The 17064-nt window shown below is 69.5% G+C and carries 13 protein-coding genes; 6 read left to right on the forward strand and 7 right to left on the reverse strand.

The window, feature by feature from the left end; translation table 11 throughout:
* Nucleotides 1-53 precede the first annotated feature (53 nt).
* Genes ACGFI7_RS14690 through ACGFI7_RS14715 form a run of 6 tightly spaced genes read right to left on the reverse strand, consistent with a single transcriptional unit; the run spans nucleotide 54 to nucleotide 6920 of the window.
* Nucleotides 54-1514, reverse strand: coding sequence for an NAD-dependent succinate-semialdehyde dehydrogenase (locus ACGFI7_RS14690; RefSeq protein ID WP_393404010.1), 1461 nt, complete (start codon nucleotides 1512-1514; stop codon nucleotides 54-56).
* Between the two features lie 37 nt (nucleotides 1515-1551).
* A complete protein-coding gene (locus ACGFI7_RS14695; protein ID WP_393404013.1) occupies nucleotides 1552-2628 on the reverse strand; it encodes an ABC transporter ATP-binding protein in 1077 nt (358 codons plus the stop codon).
* Nucleotides 2628-3695 (reverse strand): ABC transporter ATP-binding protein, encoded by a 1068-nt coding sequence (locus tag ACGFI7_RS14700; protein WP_393404016.1) that lies wholly within the window; start codon nucleotides 3693-3695, stop codon nucleotides 2628-2630. Before ACGFI7_RS14700 ends, ACGFI7_RS14695 begins: the two co-directional genes overlap by 1 nt.
* Nucleotides 3695-4603, reverse strand: coding sequence for a carbohydrate ABC transporter permease (locus ACGFI7_RS14705; RefSeq protein ID WP_393404018.1), 909 nt, complete (start codon nucleotides 4601-4603; stop codon nucleotides 3695-3697). Before ACGFI7_RS14705 ends, ACGFI7_RS14700 begins: the two co-directional genes overlap by 1 nt.
* The gene (locus tag ACGFI7_RS14710) at nucleotides 4603-5553 is read right to left on the reverse strand and encodes a carbohydrate ABC transporter permease (RefSeq protein ID WP_393404020.1); all 951 of its coding nucleotides are present in this window, start codon (nucleotides 5551-5553) and stop codon (nucleotides 4603-4605) included. The genes ACGFI7_RS14705 and ACGFI7_RS14710 overlap by 1 nt, the downstream gene beginning before the upstream one ends.
* Nucleotides 5550-6920, reverse strand: a complete 1371-nt coding sequence (locus ACGFI7_RS14715; RefSeq protein WP_393404022.1) for an extracellular solute-binding protein — start codon at nucleotides 6918-6920, stop codon at nucleotides 5550-5552. Before ACGFI7_RS14715 ends, ACGFI7_RS14710 begins: the two co-directional genes overlap by 4 nt.
* A gap of 440 nt (nucleotides 6921-7360) precedes the next feature.
* Between ACGFI7_RS14715 and ACGFI7_RS14720 the strand changes: the two genes are divergently transcribed.
* The 3 genes from ACGFI7_RS14720 (at nucleotide 7361) to ACGFI7_RS14730 (ending at nucleotide 9608) form a co-directional block, all read left to right on the forward strand.
* Nucleotides 7361-8104, forward strand: coding sequence for a GntR family transcriptional regulator (locus tag ACGFI7_RS14720; RefSeq protein ID WP_393404025.1), 744 nt, complete (start codon nucleotides 7361-7363; stop codon nucleotides 8102-8104).
* A 93-nt stretch (nucleotides 8105-8197) separates the two neighbouring features.
* Nucleotides 8198-8767 (forward strand): DJ-1/PfpI family protein, encoded by a 570-nt coding sequence (locus tag ACGFI7_RS14725; protein WP_106242228.1) that lies wholly within the window; start codon nucleotides 8198-8200, stop codon nucleotides 8765-8767.
* Between the two features lie 19 nt (nucleotides 8768-8786).
* Nucleotides 8787-9608 carry an alpha/beta fold hydrolase gene (locus tag ACGFI7_RS14730; RefSeq protein WP_393404027.1) on the forward strand — a complete coding sequence of 274 codons (822 nt, stop codon included), beginning with the start codon at nucleotides 8787-8789 and terminating at the stop codon, nucleotides 9606-9608.
* Nucleotides 9609-9712: 104 nt separating this feature from the next.
* On the opposite strand, the gene ACGFI7_RS14735 is transcribed toward ACGFI7_RS14730, so the two are convergent.
* On the reverse strand, nucleotides 9713-10921 hold the full coding sequence (locus ACGFI7_RS14735) for an acyl-CoA dehydrogenase family protein (RefSeq protein WP_393404029.1): 1209 nt from the start codon (nucleotides 10919-10921) through the stop codon (nucleotides 9713-9715).
* Between the two features lie 237 nt (nucleotides 10922-11158).
* Between ACGFI7_RS14735 and ACGFI7_RS14740 the strand changes: the two genes are divergently transcribed.
* The 3 genes from ACGFI7_RS14740 (at nucleotide 11159) to ACGFI7_RS14750 (ending at nucleotide 17060) form a co-directional block, all read left to right on the forward strand.
* On the forward strand, nucleotides 11159-12025 hold the full coding sequence (locus ACGFI7_RS14740; RefSeq protein WP_393404032.1) for a hypothetical protein: 867 nt from the start codon (nucleotides 11159-11161) through the stop codon (nucleotides 12023-12025).
* Nucleotides 12026-12432: 407 nt separating this feature from the next.
* The gene (locus ACGFI7_RS14745) at nucleotides 12433-13821 is read left to right on the forward strand and encodes a glycoside hydrolase family 43 protein (protein WP_393404034.1); all 1389 of its coding nucleotides are present in this window, start codon (nucleotides 12433-12435) and stop codon (nucleotides 13819-13821) included.
* Nucleotides 13818-17060 (forward strand): discoidin domain-containing protein, encoded by a 3243-nt coding sequence (locus tag ACGFI7_RS14750; protein ID WP_393404037.1) that lies wholly within the window; start codon nucleotides 13818-13820, stop codon nucleotides 17058-17060. The genes ACGFI7_RS14745 and ACGFI7_RS14750 overlap by 4 nt, the downstream gene beginning before the upstream one ends.
* Nucleotides 17061-17064: the final 4 nt, after the last annotated feature.

Consider the following 17064-nt stretch of genomic DNA (forward strand, 5'->3'; position numbering starts at 1 on the left):
TGGAACGTCGGCGGTGTTGTGCTGGACGGCGTCCGCCGGCGGATCCGTGCCGGTCACGGTAGGTCGATCGCCGCGTAGGTGAGGTCGAGGTACTCACGGATGCCCTCGTGCGACCCCTCCTTGCCGATCCCGGACTGCTTCACGCCTCCGAACGGAGCTGACGGGTCCGAGATCAGACCACGGTTGATGCCGACCATCCCCGCCTCCAGCCCCTCGGTGAACCGGAGCGCCCGCTGGAGGTCACGGGTGAAGACGTATCCGACGAGGCCGTGCTCGGTGTCGTTGGCCTTCGCCAGCACCTCGTCGTCGGACGTGAACGAGATGATCGGCGCCACCGGGCCGAAGATCTCCGTCTCCAGCATCCGCGCGTCCTCGGGCACGTCGGCGAGGACCGTGGGCGGGTAGAAGTAGCCCGGCCCGTCCGGACGCTCGCCGCCCACCAAGACGCGGGCGCCGCGATCGACCGCGTCGGCGACGAGCTCGTCGAGCTTGGTGACCGACGCCTCGTCGATCATCGCCCCGACGTCCACGCCGTCGTCGAGACCATGGCCCACCGAGAGCGCGCCCATCCGCTCGGCGAAGCGCGCCGTGAACTCCTCGCGTACCGGCTCCTCGACGTAGATGCGGTTGGCCGCGATGCAGGATTCCCCGATGTTGCGCATCTTGGCCACCATGGCACCGTCGAGCGCGACGTCCAGGTCCGCGTCGGCACACACGATCAAGGCCGCGTTGCCGCCCAGCTCCATGGAGGTGCGCAGCACGTTGTCCGCCGCCTGCCGGAGGAGCACGCGCCCGACCTCGGTCGACCCGGTGAACGAGAGCTTGCGGGTCCGACGGTCGGCCAGCAGTGCTGAGACCACCTCACCGGCACGCTTGGTCGTCACGACGTTGACGACGCCCGGGGGGACCCCGACCTCTTCCATGATGCGGGCCAGGAACAGCATGGTGAGCGGCGTCTGGGCCGCCGGCTTGGTGATCGTCGTGCAGCCCGCCGCCAGCGCGGGAGCGATCTTGCGGGCGCCCATGGCCAGCGGGAAGTTCCAGGGCGTCACGAAGACGCATGGTCCGACCGGTTTCGGCACGGTGAGAATGCGATATCCACCGGCGGGGGCGGTGTTGTAGCGCCCCTCGACGCGCACCGCCTCCTCGGCGAACCAGCGGAAGAACTCGGCGCCGTAGGCCACCTCTCCCCGGGCCTCGGCGAGCGGCTTGCCCATCTCGAGCGTGATCAGCCGGGCGACCTCCTCGGATCGCTCGGTCAGTGCCCGGTACGTGGCGGTCAGCAGTTCTGACCGTCTTCGCGGCGGGGTCGCCGCCCACTCCGCCATCGCCTTGCTCGCCGCGTCCAGAGCGGCGAGCCCGTCGGCGACGCCGGCGTCCGCCACCTCGGCGATGGTCTTGCCGGTGGCCGGGTCCTCGACGGCGAAGGTGGCTCCGCCGGCGGCGTCGCGCCAGGCGTCGCCGATCCGGAGCCGCCGGTGCTCGGGGGCCAGGACGTTCATCGGGTCACTCATCGCGCCGCCTCCTGTGATGTTCTCGGTGCGCCACCGATCACCTTCCGGCCTCGGACAGCGCCAGCCCGGTGCCCGCGTCGAACAGGTGCGCGCGGTCCAGGTCGACCGTGACACGCACCCGCTCGCCCGGCGTACCGGTGACGGTGGCTCGTGCCTTGACCTTGAGGATCTCCGTCCCCACCCGGACGTCGACCACCGTCCGGTCACCGAGCGGCTCGAGGCCGTAGAGCTCACCTGACAACGACGCGTCCCCACGCTGCTCGACGGACAGGTCCTCCGCGCGCAGGCCCAGCAGCAGCGGACGGCCGTCCTCGGCCGTGGCCCAGCGGGGCCGCGGCAGGGTCCAGCCTTCCGCCCCAAGCAGACGATCTCCTTCGGCGTGGCAGGGAAGCAGGCTGATCGGCGGGCTCCCCACGAATCCCGCGACCCACTGATTGGCCGGGCGCTCGTACACCTCGGTCGGCGTTCCGGCCTGTTGCACCTTCCCTTCCTTGAGTACGGCGACCTGGTCGGCCATGGACAGGGCCTCGACCTGGTCGTTGGTCACGTACACGAAGGTCGCTCCGAGGCTCCGGTGGATGCGGGCGAGCTCGGTGCGCATCTCGACCCGGAGCTTGAGATCGAGGTTCGTCAGCGGCTCGTCCATGAGAAACGCGCGCGGACGGCGGACCAGCGCCCGGGCCAGGGCGACACGCTGCATCTCACCGCCCGACAACTGCGCCGGACGACGCTGCAGCAGCCGTTCGATGTGCAGCAGGCCCGAGATCCGATCCACCTCGGCGGCGATCTCGCTCGCGGGACGGCGGCGTGCCCGCAGCGGCGAGGCGATGTTCTCGTACGCCGTGTGCCGCGGGTAGAGGGCGTAGTTCTGGAAGACCATGGCCAGGTCGCGCTCGGCCGGGGAGTCACCGGTCGCGTCCCTCCCGTCCAGGTGCACCGACCCGGCGTCGAGCTTCTCCAGGCCGGCGATCGCTCGCAGGGTCGTCGTCTTGCCCGCCCCGGAGGGTCCGAGCACCACGAAGAACGATCCGTCCGGCACGTCCAGCGTCACCCCGTCCAGGGCCTGGACCTTGCCGAAGGACTTGCGCAGCCCGTGCGCTGCCACGGTTCCCATCAGGCCACCAGCTCTTCCGTGCGCACGTCATAGACCGCCGGGCTTCCGCCGATGTGCCGCAGCCCGACCGGTGCGTCAGCGGCGAACCGGACAGTCGGCGGCATCCGAACCCGTACGTCCTGCCGGCCGCCGTGGTCGACCACGTAGATGATCTCGTCGCCGAGCCACTCCGCCGAGATCAGGCGGGCCGGGACCGAACGTTCCGCCCCTGGTTCTGTGACTTCCAGCGCCTCCGGCCGGACGCCCGCGACCAGGCGGCGGTCGCGCGGCAGGCCTGGCGGTGGGGGGAAGACCAGTCCGTCCTTGCTGCGCAGCTTCCCGTCGGCCACCTCCACCTCGATCAGGTTCATCGGCGGGGAGCCGATGAACGCGGCGCAGAAGAGACTCGCCGGACGGTCGTAGACCTCCAGCGGCGTGCCGATCTGCTCGACGCGGCCCTTGTTGAGTATGGCGATCCTGTGGCCGAGCGACATGGCCTCGACCTGGTCATGGGTGACGTAGACCATCGTCGTCCCCAGTTCCCCCTGCAGGTGCTTGATCTCCGTGCGCATGTCCGCCCTCAGCTCCGCGTCCAGATTGGTGAGAGGTTCGTCCATGAGGAACGCGCGCGGCCGTCGCACCAGGGCGCGGGCGAGCGCGACGCGCTGCTGCTCCCCGCCGGACAGCCGGCGCGGCCGCCGGTCCAGGAGCGGGCCGAGCCGCATCAGCCGGGCGGCCTCCTCGACCCGCTCGCGTACCTCCGCCTTGGGCAGTCCCTCGGCCCGCAGGGGGAACGCCAGGTTGTCGCGGGTTCTCAGATGCGGGTAGAGAGCGTAGAACTGGAACACCATGGCGATGTCGCGCTCGGCGGGCGGCAGGTCGTTGACCAGCGTGTCTCCGATGCGGATGTCGCCCGTCGTCTGCCTCTCCAGGCCGGCTACGGCCCGCAGCGTGGTGGTCTTGCCGCAGCCCGAAGGGCCGAGCATCACGAACAGCTCGCCGTCGCGGATGGACAGGTCCACGTGATCGACCGCGACCGTCCCGTCCGGGTAGCGCTTGTGCAGGGCGGTCACCTCGATGCCCGCCATCAGCGTCGCACCGCCCCGAGCGTCACACCGGCGACGAGGTGCTTGCGCACCAGGTAGGCGAAGACGAGCACCGGCAGGGCGAACACCACGGAGGCGGCGGCCACCAGACCCCAGTCCACGGTGGTTCCGCCGATGAGGCCGGCGATGGCGGGCGGGGCCGTCCGCACACTGTCGCTGGAGGTGAGGAAGATGGCGAACACGAACTCGTTCCAGGAGAAGATGAGGGCGAAGACCGCCGTCGCGGCGATGCCGGGCACGAGCAGGGGAAGGGTGAAGCGCCAGAACGCCTGCAATCGGGTGTAGCCGTCGAGCATGGCGGCGTCCTCGTACTCCGCGGGCACCTCGTCGACGAACCCCTTCATCATCCAGATCGTGAACGGGACGTTGAACGCGGCGTAGATGAGGATCAGGCCGAGCTTGGTGTCGATGAGCCCGACCTGGCGGTACATGAGGAAGATCGGGATCACGACCACCACGGGCGGCATGAAGCGGGTGGACAGGATGAAGAACAGCTGGTCCTTCTTGGCCTTCACCGCGAAGCGTGAGTAGGCCCAGGCCGCCGGGACGCCCAGCACGGTGGCCAGCGCCGTGGAGGCTCCGGCGACCACGACGGAGTTGAGGAACGCGGCGGACAAGGTCGAGCGACCGCCGCCGGAGGCGACGAACACGTCCTTGAAATGGTCCAGGGTGACCTGGAAGTCGAAGAACTTGGCCGGGATGGCGTAGACGTCCCGGTTCTCCTTGATGGACGTCTCGATCATCCACAGCACCGGGAAGAGCATCACGACGGCCAGCACGGTCAGCAGCGCGACCTCCAGCACGGCGCGGCCCCGCCCGCCGAAGCGGCGCGTGGGCGTGCGATCCCGGGCAGGACGCGTGGACACGGCCTCGTCGACGGAGACTGCCATCAGTCCTCCTTGAGCTTGTTCAAGTACCGCAGGTAGAGCTGCGTGAGGACGATGACGACGAGGACCATCAGGATCCCGTACGCGGAGGCGGTTCCGGTGTTGAAGCCCAGGAACGCGACCTTGTAGACGTGGAACGACAACGTCTCGGTGGAGACCCCCGGGCCTCCGCTGGTGAGGATGTAGACGAGGTCGAACAGCCGGAAGGCCTCGATGGCCCTGAACAGCACGGCGATGAGGAGCAGCGGCCACACCAGCGGAAGGGTGATGGTGCGGAACCGGAACCACTCGGACGCCCGATCGATCGAGGCGGCCTCGTACAGGTACTTGGGAACCGCGGTGAGGCCCGCGAGCGCGATGAGCATGATGAACGGCGTCCATTGCCAGGTGTCGACCAGGATCAGGGAGATCAGCGCCGTTCGCTGCCCGGTGAGCCACTCCACCTGCCCCAGGCCGAGCGAGCCGAGCATGCTGTTGATCACGCCGAACTGCGCGTCGAGCATGAATCGCCAGAACAGCCCGACCACGACCGGCGACAGCATCATCGGAACCAGGAACAGCGTGGTCAGCAGTCCTCGCCCGTGCGTGCGCCGTGAGATGAGGTAGGCGATGGCGAAACCGAGCACGGTCTGCAGGGTGACCGCGCCGACCACGTAGATCAACGTCGTCAAGGCCCTCAGGTGGACCTGCTCCGAGGTCAGGATGGCGGTGTAGTTCCCGAACCCGACGAAATCGGCCGGCCCCCCGCGGGTGGCGGAGTAGTCGGTGAAAGACAAGTACAACGCCCACAGCAACGGGAACACCGACATCGCGAGCAACAGCAGCAGCGCGGGCGAGGTGAAGGCCACGGCGAGCCCGCGGTCGCTCAGGCGGCTGGACCGACCCGGTGCAGGCGGCGTCGCGGACGCCACCTGCCCGGGGTGGTCGGTCGTCAGGGGGGCGGGGTCACTCACAGCCCGCCGCCGCCCTTGCCGCTGCTGGAGTCGAGCACGCTCTGCTGCTCCTTGGCGATGTCGTCGAGCGCCTCCTTCGGCGTCTTCGCGCCGTTCAGAGCCGCGTTCACGTTGGTGTTCTCAATGTCGACGAGGCGCGCGTACTCCGGCACATTCCACATGTCCCGCATCCGCGGCACCGAGTCGGTGTACACCTGGTTGAACGGCGCGGCGTTGAGGAACTCGGGCGACTCCAGGGCGTCCGTACGCGACGGCACGCCACCGGCCGCGGCCCACTTCTTCTGGATGTCGGCCTGCTCGAACCACTTCATGAAGTTCAGGGCCTCCATCTGGTTCGCCTCGGGGGAATAGGCCGACACGTGCATCCCCATGCCGCCGAGAGGCACCAGGTTCGTCTTCTGACTCGGCAGGGCGGCGAAGCCCAGCTTGTCGAGGATCTCCTCCCGCGTGGTGCCGAGCGTCGACTGCTTCGGGTCGAGCAGGCCGCCGCTCGCGGCGATCCAGTTGAACGCGATGCATGCCTTGCCCTGGGCGACCGCCGCGTTCACCTCGTCGATGAACCAGTTGCCGGAGCCCTTGGCGGTCAGCGGCTTCATCTTGTTGACCAGGACGTTCATCGCCTCCTGGCCCGCGGCGTCGTTGAGGACGCCGTCGATCTTGCGGGTCTTGGGGTCCCACAGGTTGCCGCCGTAGACGCCGTTGACCGTGTTGTAGGTGACGGCCGCGGCGTCGGAGCCGTTGGCCTGGTGGAAAGCCAGCCCGCTGACGCCGGGGTTGTCCGTCTGGCACTTCTCGGCGACCGAGATCATCTCGTCCCAGGTCTGCGGTGGCTTGTCACCGATCAAGTCCTTGCGGTAGATCATCGTCCAGGTGTCGCCGAGCAGCGGCAGTCCGTACAGGCTGGCGTTCTCGTCGCGCTTCCCGGTCTCCGCCTGGGGGAACTGGCCGTAGGCCGCCAGCAGGTACGGGTTGTACGCCTGGACGTCGATGTTCTTCTTGACGAAGTCGGTGATGTCCAGGATGTTGCCGTTCGTCACGGCCTCGCCGATGTGTTGCGAATCCAGGATCGGGATGTCGAAGTCGGTCTTGTGCGCGGCGAACTGGGTGAACATCGCGTCGTGCCAGTTCGCGTTCGGCACGGTCTTGACCTTGACGGTCACGTTCGGCCGCTCCTTGGCGTACTCCGCGTTCGCGAAGTCTTCCAGCGCGTGGGCGGGGGGCCAGTCGAACCAGATGAAGCTGAGGGTCAGCGGATCCTTGGTGAGCTCCGGGATGGTCGCCGGCGCCTTGGGGGCGCTGTCGTTCTGCCCGCCGCCGCAAGCCACCGCGGTCGTGACCAGTAGCATGGCCGCCGTCGCCAGCCCCACCTTCCGGCCGGTAACGGACAGTCGTCCTCTTCGCTGGGGATACCGCATCTTCTTGCCTGCTTTCTGGGCGGAGACTTCGGGAGCCTTGCTGCGTGCTTCGCCGAGCGGTTGCTGGGTGGTTCAGTCGTGTCGCCGGCTGTCGCAGGGGCTGACCCGCAGACCGGCGTCACGCGTACGCCGCGGCGTGATGGGACTTTGAGCAGGCGAGAAGTCCTTCGGCCCTTGTGCGGCCCGGCGGCGAACCGAGCAGGACGTCGAGCATGCTCATGGAAGCTCCAACTGATCGAAGCGGAGCGATGGCGGACGGTTCCCCGATGAGTGACGGATGGCTGACATCCGCCACCTTTCCTATACGATCCGATCGGGAGCGTCAACATCCCGCAGTACGGCGACGGATGTCAACATGGTCCCGAAGACGCAAGAAAGGACCTCACGTCACGATGGACGACGAAGCGGTGATCGCTGGGCGCCGTGAGGACATGCCGGGCGGGACGCCGCCGGGAAGATCTCGCGGCCGCCTTGCCGACGAGGTGTACGAAGCGCTGCTCGGACAGATGATGTCGCTACGGATAGAGCCTGACTCCCGCGTCACGATCGACGCCCTGGCACGAGAGCTGGGGGTCTCACAGACGCCGATCCGAGACGCCCTGAACCGCATGGAGGCCGAGGGCCTGGTCGTGCGCGTGCCCCATGCCGGCTATCGCATTCCTCCCCAGATCACCCGTCACCGATTCGAGGACATGCTCGAGATCCGCCTGCTCCTCGAGCCCGCGGCGGCGCGCAGATCCGCCGAACGCGCATCCCCGGAGCAGGTGGCCGGCATGCGAAGCATGCTGGAGGACATGGCGGAGCTGGAGGGGGGCAAGGGCCCCATGGCCTATGGCGCCTTCGGGCTGCGCGACGCCGCTTTCCACGATCTCGTCGCCTTGAGCGCGGAGAACCAGGTCATCCGCGAAGCGCTCGCCCGCCTGCACACGCACGTGCACCTGTTCCGGCTGCACCACGACGCCCAAGTCACTCACTTGGCCATGGCCGAGCACGAGGAAGTTCTGGCCGCGATCGCCGCGCGCGACCCCGACGCCGCCGCCTACGCCATGCGCCGGCACATCCTGCGGTCCGGCGAGCGGTTCCGGCGGCTGTTCGACGAGGCGGAGGCCGCGGAAGGAATGGCCGAAAAGTCTTGACGGGCGGACCGGCCCGAGGAATGCTAGCTCAAATCCGATCGGATCGGATCGGATTGGATCCACCTCACCCGCCCCGGATGCGAGGAGAAGCAGGTGCCCAGAGCGCTGCTCCTGACCGGCGACGCCGCCGAGGAGCTCGACACCATGTATCCCTACTATCGTGTGCAGGAGGGCGGCTGGGACGTCGATGTCTCGTCACGCACGATGCGTGACGTTCAGCTGGTCATCCACGAGTTCGACCCCAACTCCGACGCCTACGTGGAGAAGAACGGCCGGAAGTTGCCGGTCGACGTGCCCTGGGCCGAGGTCGACGTCGAGCGCTATGACGCCCTCATCATCCCCGGGGGACGTGCCCCCGAGTGGATCCGGGTCGACGCCGACGTCAGGCGCATCACCGAGCACTTCTTCGCGCGCAACCTCCCGATCGCGCTGGTGTGCCACGGCGCGCAGGTGCCGGCTGTGTACGGACTGCTGAAGGGTCGCAAGACGGCGTGCTTCCCTCCCATCACCGGTGACATGGAGAACGCGGGCGCGACGGTCATCGACGCTCCCGACGTCGTGGACGGCAACCTCGTCTCCTGCCGGGGATGGCCCGACATGCCGCAGTTCGGCAGGGCGATGATGGAGGTCTTCTCGAAGTCCGTCAACTCCGCATCGGCATGAGCACACCCGGCCTGTCCCGGTGACGGCATCTCGGACCGTCACGGTCGACGGCTCCCCCGTCCACGTCCTGGAGAGCGGCGCCGGGCCCGCGGTGCTGATGCTGCACGGCTCAGGACCAGGTACGACCGGATCCGGAGCCTGGGCGTCGACGGCACAGGCGCTCGGCACGTCCTGGCGCCTGGTGGCTCCCGACCAGGCAGGGTTCGGCCGTACACCCATCCCGGCGGGCTCCAGGGGCGGGCTCCGGCTGTGGACGGAACAGGCCGCGGGTCTGATGGACGCTCTCGGTGTCGAGCACTACGCCGTGGTGGGCCACTCCATGGGCGGTGCCGTGGCGCTGGCGTTGGCCGCCGCGCGTCCCCGGCAGGTCACCCAGGTCGTGGCGGTCGCGACGATGGGCGCCCCCGGGGCGCCGCTGTCCGCCGAACTCGACGCGATCTGGGCCGCCCCCGCCGGTCCGCTCGGGGCACGAGACATGTTGAGTCGCCTCGTCCACGACCAAGCGCTCGTGACCGAGTCGGCCGTCGCTGTCCGTGCGGCCGCGATGCGAGCGGGGGCGGCCGCATTCGCGCCGTTGTTCCCTCCACCCAGGGCGCGCTGGGCCGATGACCTCGCCCTCTCGGCGCAGACGCTGGCAGGGATCCGCGCGCCCGTGCTGCTCGTCCACGGCGCCGAGGACCGAGTAACCCCGCTCGGGACGGCAGCCCTGCCCCTGCTCGCACACCTGGCCGATGTCCGTCTGCACGTGCTCGGCCGGTGCGGGCACGTGCCGGCGCTCGAACACCCGCACGACTTCAGGCAACTCCTGTCGTGCTTCCTCAGCCGCGAACGAGGCCCCTGATCGCCGCGACAGGCCCGCAGCCCGTACGCAAGCGCCGTTGTCGCTTCTGACGGAACATGACACTCAACCGGCCTTCCCGCCCGGCGGCCTGAGGCGGGGAACGTTCAGCGAACCGGCAGGCCGGTGACCGCGCGGCCGATGATCAGCCGCTGGATCTCCGACGTCCCCTCGAAGATGGTGTAGATCTTGGCGTCGCGGTGGAAGCGTTCCACCGGGTGCTCCCGGGTGTACCCGGCGCCGCCCAGGATCTGGATGGCCTGCTCCGTCACCCACACCGCCGTCTCTCCCGCGACCAGCTTCGACATCGAGCCCTCGGCCTGCTCGAAGCGCTTGCCCTGGCGGGCCATCCAGGCGGCGCGCCAGGTCATGAGGCGGGCGATGTCGACCCGGGTGGCCATGTCCGCCAGCAGGAAGGCGATGGCCTGGTTCTCGCCGATCTTGCGGCCGAACTGCTCGCGCTCGCGGGCGTAGTCGCGGGCGTACTCGTAGGCGGCGCGGGCGATGCCGACGGCCATGGCGGCGACCGTGGGGCGGGTGGTCTCGAAGGTGCGCAGCGCCGCCTGCTCGCCGGCCCGCTCGCCGTTGCGGACGCGGGCCAGGCGCGCGTCGAGCTTCTCCTCGCCGCCCAGCACGCACGAGGCGGGTACGCGGACGTCCTCCAGGACGACCTCGGCCGTGTGGGAGGCGCGGATGCCGTGCTTCTTGAACTTCTGGCCCATGGACAGGCCGGGGGTGCCGGGCGGGATGATGAAGGACGCCTGACCGCGGGTGCCGAGGTCGGGGTCCACGGAGGCGACGACGATGTGCACGTCGGCGATGCCGCCGTTGGTGGCCCAGGTCTTGACGCCGTTGATGACCCAGTCGCCGCCGTCGCGCACGGCCCTGGTGCGGATGGCGCCGACGTCGGAGCCGGCGTCGGGCTCGGAGGCGCAGAAGGCGCCCAGCTTGACGTCGTTCTCCGTGCCGAACATCTCGGGCAGCCAGAGGCCCGCCTGCTCGGGGGTGCCGTTGCCGGAGAGCGCGGCGGCGGCCAGGCAGCTGCCGACGATCGACAGGCCGATGCCGGCGTCGCCCCAGAACAGTTCCTCGAACACGACGGGCAGCGCCAGGCCGCTGTCTTCGAGCCACTGGGTGGCGAAGAAGTCCAGCGAGTACAGCCCGATCTTGGCGGCCTCCTGGATGACCGGCCAGGGGGTCTCCTCGCGCTCGTCCCATTCGGCCCCGGCGGGGCGGATCACGTCGCGGGCGAAGGCGTGCACCCAGTCGCGGACCTCGATCACGTCCTCGTTGAGGTCCAGGCTGAAGCCGCTCATGTGGTCGCTCCCTGATTTCTCCTGATGAAGCCTGCTGAACCGGCTCCCGCCGCCAGCATGCTACCGGCCAGTAGCCTCGGTCAGGAAGCACCCCCGCCGCGTCGGACGCGGGCGGGTCGCGGCTCCTCCCCCAGATGTTCGGGCCCCGTGTACGCACTTGTGCGTATACCGGCGGACGTCGGCGAGCGGAACCTTGGGGAGGGGCGACGGGCCCGCCGTACGGGGAGGGGACACGTGATGAGAGCTTTGCGCAGCTTGGCGCGGCATGCCTGGCTGCTGGCCGCGGTGGGGGCAGCGGCAGCGTGCGGGGCTCCGGCGAACGCCGGGGCGGCCGGTCCCGGGTTCGAGGTGGTCACGGCGCAGAGTCCGGCCGACAGCGGTACGGCCAAGAGCGCCCGGGCCGTGTGCCCGGACGGCAAGCGGGTGGTCGGCACCGGAGGCGGCGTCGGGGCGTTCGTCCCCGGTCTGATCATGACGCGGGTGGTCCCCGACACGACGCTGACCTCGGTCACGGTCACCGGCCGGGAGGACGGGCACGGCACCCCGGCGCAGTGGGCGGCGCGCGCCTACGCGGTCTGCGCCACCCCGCTCCCCGGCCTGGTCCTGGTCAGCCGCTCGGCGCCGTTCGACCGGCGGCCCGCCAAGAGCCTGTTCGTGGCGTGCCCGTCCGGGACGAGGGCGCTCAGCGCGGGCGGCTGGATCGAGGGCGCCGAGGGCGAGGTGCTGCTGAACACCCTCGGGGTGCGGCCGTCGAGCCGGAAGCACCCGGAGCGCGCCGTCATCGCGGCGAGCGCGGCCGGCACCGGCGTCACCGAGGCCTGGCGGCTGCACGTGTTCGGCATCTGCGCCGCCCCGCCCGCCGGTTACGCGGTCGTCCAGCGGCAGAGCGCGCCCGGCTCTCCTCCCGTCCAGCCGGTCAGCGGGCCTTCCTGCCCGGCCGGGCGGCACGTCGTGAGCGTGGGCGGTTACGTCGTCTTCGAGGAGAGCCAGGTGTCGTTGCGCCATCTCGTCCCGGCCACGTCGTCGGTGTCGGTCTTCGCGATGGAGGACCGCGACGGCGCGCCCGGCGACTGGGTGGTGAGCGCCCACGCGGTCTGCGCCTGACGAGCCGACCGGCCCGGGCGTCACCGCGGGGCGGCGGGGCGGGGCAGCAGGCGCCCGGGTCCATGGCTCTGGCCGAGAGGACGTGCTCATGCCCGGAGTGTTCATCAGCCGCTGCTCGCCGGGAATCGTCCGAAAGCTCTAAAAGGTTTTCGGCCAGCCTCCACGAGGCCGGGTGCCCGGCCCGCTTCTCACAGCCTTCGGAACGCGCTCGGCAGCACGTCCTTACGAAAACCTTTCCCTAAGCACTGACCTGGCCTTTCACTTGATGATCGAAAAATAGGTCTTGACGCTTTTCCAGGTGCCGCAAACACTCGGGGCAACCAGAACCGCACCTGCCTTCCGAGGCGACCGTGATGTTAGCGCTAACACATCCGCCTCACGAACCCCCCAGGTAGGAGGACCCGTCCATGTCCCGATTAAGAGCCCTGGCCGCGCTGTTCGCGGTCGCCCTGCTCCCCGCCCTCGCCTCGCCCGCCTCCGCGGCGGCCCCGATCACCACCTCGATCTACACCGCCGACCCGGCCGCCCTCGTCGCCGGCGACACCCTCTACCTCTACACCGGGCGTGACGAGGCCCCGGCCGGCGGCACCAACTTCGTCATGCGCGACTGGCATGTCTTCAGCTCCACCGACGGCGCGTCCTTCACCGGCCACGGCGCCCGCCTCTCGGTCTCCAGCTTCCCCTGGGCCGGCGCGGACGCCTGGGCGAGCGAGGTCGAGCGCGGCCCCGACGGCCGCTACTACTGGTACGTGTCCGTCAACGGCAACGGGCCGGGCTGGATGAACATCGGCGTGGCCGTCGGCGACACGCCGCTCGGGCCGTTCACCGACGCCAAGGGCGGGCCGCTGATCAGCGACAGCACCCCCAACTCGTCCCCGCTGAACATCGACCCGACCGTGTTCACCGACGACGACGGCCAGATCTACCTGTACTGGGGCTCCTACTACGGGCTGCGCGCGGCCAAGCTCAAGCCGGACATGATCACCCTGGACGGCCCGGTCGTCACCCCGCAGGGCGTGTCGAACTTCTGGGAGGCGCCCTGGATGTTCAAGCGCGACGGCACCTACTATCTCGCCTACGCGGCCAACGACTCCGGGTGCTCGGCGCCGAACCACGCCTGCGTCAGGTATGCCACGGCGAGCAACCCGCTGGGCCCGTGGACGCACCGCGGGGTCGTGCTCGACCAGGTGAGCTCGACGACCAACCACCCGGCGATCATCGAGTTCAAGGGCGAGTGGTACATGGTCTACCACAACGCCGGCGCGCCCGGCGGCGGGAACTTCCGCCGCTCCGTCACCCTCGACAAGCTCTACTGGAACGCCGACGGCACGATGCGGAAGGTCGTGCAGACGACCGGGCCGGGAGGCTCGCAGAACCTGGCGCTGTCGGCGACGCCGTCCACCTCCCACGTCTCGGCCTGGGAGACGCTCGGCGCGATCAAGGACGGGTTCACCCCCACCGGCTCGGCCGACCACAGCCACGGGGCCTACGGCAACTGGCCGCAGCAGGGCACCCAGTGGATCGAGTACCAGTGGCCGGCGGCCCAGAACGTCAGCCGCGTCGAGACGTACTGGTTCGACGACGACCTCGGCATCGACCTGCCCGCCTCCTGTCAGGTGCAGTACTGGAACGGCGGCGCGTACGTGAACGTGCCCGGCCAGTCGGCGTGCGGCGTCGCCCCGCACACCTTCAACGTCACCACGTTCAACGCGGTCAGCACCACCCGGCTGCGGCTGAACATCACCTCGAAGACCGGCTACTCGACCGGCGTCCTGGAATGGAGGGCGCTGTCATGAGACGGATCCTCACCGCACTGCTGCTGGTCGCAGCCACCCTCGTGGCCGGCGCGCCCGCGCGGGCGGACCAGACCATCGGCTATCCCGCCTTCAGCGGGCCTGCCGTCCCCGCCCCGCCCGTGGGGTACACCCCGGGCGACATGATGCGGGCGATCTACGACGCCGAGAGCTCGGGCACCGACTTCTGGATGGACCGGCTGCTGGCCAGGCCCGGCAACGACCCGGCCGGCACCTGGCTGATGACCCGGGGACGCGCCCTGTTCATGAAGACGCACACCCCGTCGGTCATCGGGTTCGGCGGGCAGGTCGCGTACTGGGAGAGCATCAGCAACCAGAACGCCTACAGCATCGCGCTCGGCTCCGGCAGCTGGGCCGAGCAGCCGGGGCAGCGCTGGCAGGCGCCCAGCCACTGGAAGAGCGTGCACACCAGCGGCTCGCTGGTGGCCGACGTCACCAAGTTCATCACCCACGAGAACGTCGCGGTCACCAACGTGGCCATCACCAACAACGGCGGCTCGCCGGCGACGCTGGCCCTGCGCGCCACCTCGCCCTACGCCGCCTCCGGCAGCGGGAGCGAGCTGACCGGGCAGGTCAACGCCTACAACAACCTGACCACGATCTACCCGCGGCTGTCCGGGGACGGGTTCACGGTCGGCTCCGGCGGGCTGAACCGGTCGGTCACCGTGGCCGCCGGGCAGACCGTGACGGTCAAGGTGCAGATGGGGTTCGTCACCGACGAGCTGCCCGGCTCGCTGACCGAGTACAACGCCTACCGCGGCCACACCCCCGCCACCGCGTTCGCCACCCACGTGCGCGCGTACAACCGGTGGTGGGCGGAGAACGTGCCCTACATCGACGTGCCCGAGCCGGCGATCAAGAAGAACGTCTACTACCGCTGGTGGCTCATGCGCTACAACCACCTCGACGCGGACATCCCCGGGCAGACCTTCCAGTTCCCGACGTCGATGGAGGGGGTGCTGGGCTACAACAACGCGATCGTGCTGACCCAGCCGATGCACATCGACGACCTGAAGTACCTGCGCAACCCCGAGTGGTCGTACGGGCCGTGGCTGTCGATCGGGCAGACCTCCAGGAGCGGCCGGTTCGCCGACAACCCGGGCGACCCGGAGAACTGGTCCAACAGCTACACCCAGTACGTCGCCGAGGCGGCGTGGAAGAGCTACCAGATCCACGGCGGCCAGCCCGGCATCGTGGCCAACCTGGCCCGCTACGCCGAGCAGGACGTCAAGGGCCAGCTCTCCTTCTACGACCACGACGGCGACAAGGTCATCGAGTACGACTGGGGCGCGCTGACCGGCAACGACGCCGACGCGGTCTCCTTCCACTGGCGTTCCGGCTGGCTGGACCGGGCGGAGGGCGCCTACCAGTACAGCGGGGCCAGGGCCGCGGCCCAGGCGTACGGGCTGCTCGGCAACACCGCCAAGGCCAACGAGCTGAACACGCTGGCCACCGACATCGGCAACGCGCTGGTCAACGTGCTGTGGAACCCGAACCGCCAGTTGTTCGAGCACCGGCACGTCTCCACCGACGACTGGGTGCCGTGGAAGGAGATCAACAACTACTACCCGTTCGCGGTCGGCGCCGTGCCGGACACCGCCACGTACAAGCAGGCGCTGCGGCTGTTCGACGACCCGGCCGAGTATCCGATCTTCCCGTTCTACACGGCCAACCAGCGTGACAAGGCGGCCTCGGGCACCGGCAGCAACAACTTCTCCACGATCAACTCGACGGTGCAGTTCCGGCTGCTGTCCTCGGTGCTGCGGAACTACCCGAACGAGTGGATCGACGCCACCTGGTACAAGAAGCTGCTCTACTGGAACGCCTGGGCGCAGTACGTCGGCGGCAACACGCAGTGGCCCGACGCCAACGAGTTCTGGGCCGACTGGAACGGCAGCAGCATCCAGTACCGCTCCTGGATCCACCACAACATCCTCGGCAGCAGCAACTGGACCGTGATCGAGGACGTCGCGGGCCTGCGCCCGCGCACCGACGCGCAGGTGGAGCTGAGCCCGATCGACATCGGCTGGTCCCACTTCACGGTCAACAACCTGCGCTACCGCAACAGCGACCTGACCATCGTCTGGGACGACCCGGCCGACGGCGTCACCCGGTACGCCGGGATCCCGCAGGGCTACTCGATCTACGTGAACGGGGTCCGGCGGGCGACGATCGACGATCTCGCGCCGATGACCTACAACCCGGCCACGGGCGCGGTCACCACCTCGGCGAACGTCCTCTACAGCAGCGCCGCCACCGGCATGCAGGCGCCCGCGCAGGTCGCCCACACCGGCGCCCGCATGGTCGACCTGCTGGCCAAGGCCGGCGTCGACCTGACGGCGAACCTCACCAACCTGGCCGCCATGGGGACCGCCACCGCCTCCCACACCGGCTCGGGCACCAGCGTGGCCGGGGCGCGCGACGGCCTGCCGACCAACGAGCCGTTCTGGGGAGCGGGCGGCTCGCCCAACAGCCAGGACTGGTACGAGATCAACTTCGGCTCGGCGCATACCTTCAACGAGGTCTGGCTGCACTTCCGCGACAGCCGCCCGGCGAGCGGCACCTATCGGGCTCCCGCTTCCTACGACGTCCAGTACTGGAACGGCAGCTCCTGGGTCACCGCGGGAAACCAGGCCAAGGCGCCCGCCAGCCCCCGCGCCAACCTCAACAAGGTCACCTTCACCCCGGTCACGGCGCAGCGGGTGCGGGTGCTCGCCACCAACGCCTCCGGCGCGAAGACCGGGCTCACCGAGATCAAGGTGTACAACCGGGGCGGCGTCCAGCCTCCGGCGAACCGGGCGCCGTCGGCCACGCCGTCGTGCTCGTACACCTCGGCGTGGGAGAGCTGCGCGGCCGTCAACAACGGCGACGAGCCGGTCAGTTCCGACATTCCCGGCCCCAACCAGGGCACCCGCTGGGGCACCTGGCCGGAGACGGGGCAGCACTGGGCGGACCTCACCTGGTCCTCGGCCCAGTCGCTCACCCGGGCGGACGTCTACTTCTTCGACGACGACCAGGGGATCGACATGCCGGCGTCGTGGAAGCTGCAGTACTGGAACGGCAGCGCGTACGCGGACGTGCCGGGCGCGAGCGCGTACGGCCTGGCGAAGAACCAGTACAACACCGTCACGTTCCCGGCGCTGAGCACCACCCGCCTTCGGGTGCTGCTGACCGGCAACGGCTCGTCCTCCGTCGGGCTCCTGGAGGTGAAGGCCTTCTGAAGAC

It is taken from the genome of Nonomuraea sp. NPDC048826 (assembly GCF_043198225.1).
Classification (GTDB): Bacteria; Actinomycetota; Actinomycetes; order Streptosporangiales; family Streptosporangiaceae; genus Nonomuraea.

Coding starts and splice junctions, on each gene's coding strand:
- ACGFI7_RS14690 (WP_393404010.1), bottom strand. CDS start 1,514: ATGAGTGACCCGATGAACGTCCTGGCCCCCGAGCACCGGCGGCTCCGG.
- ACGFI7_RS14695 (WP_393404013.1), bottom strand. CDS start 2,628: ATGGGAACCGTGGCAGCGCACGGGCTGCGCAAGTCCTTCGGCAAGGTC.
- ACGFI7_RS14700 (WP_393404016.1), bottom strand. CDS start 3,695: ATGGCGGGCATCGAGGTGACCGCCCTGCACAAGCGCTACCCGGACGGG.
- ACGFI7_RS14705 (WP_393404018.1), bottom strand. CDS start 4,603: ATGGCAGTCTCCGTCGACGAGGCCGTGTCCACGCGTCCTGCCCGGGAT.
- ACGFI7_RS14720 (WP_393404025.1), top strand. CDS start 7,361: ATGGACGACGAAGCGGTGATCGCTGGGCGCCGTGAGGACATGCCGGGC.
- ACGFI7_RS14735 (WP_393404029.1), bottom strand. CDS start 10,921: ATGAGCGGCTTCAGCCTGGACCTCAACGAGGACGTGATCGAGGTCCGC.
- ACGFI7_RS14740 (WP_393404032.1), top strand. CDS start 11,159: ATGAGAGCTTTGCGCAGCTTGGCGCGGCATGCCTGGCTGCTGGCCGCG.
- ACGFI7_RS14745 (WP_393404034.1), top strand. CDS start 12,433: ATGTCCCGATTAAGAGCCCTGGCCGCGCTGTTCGCGGTCGCCCTGCTC.
- ACGFI7_RS14750 (WP_393404037.1), top strand. CDS start 13,818: ATGAGACGGATCCTCACCGCACTGCTGCTGGTCGCAGCCACCCTCGTG.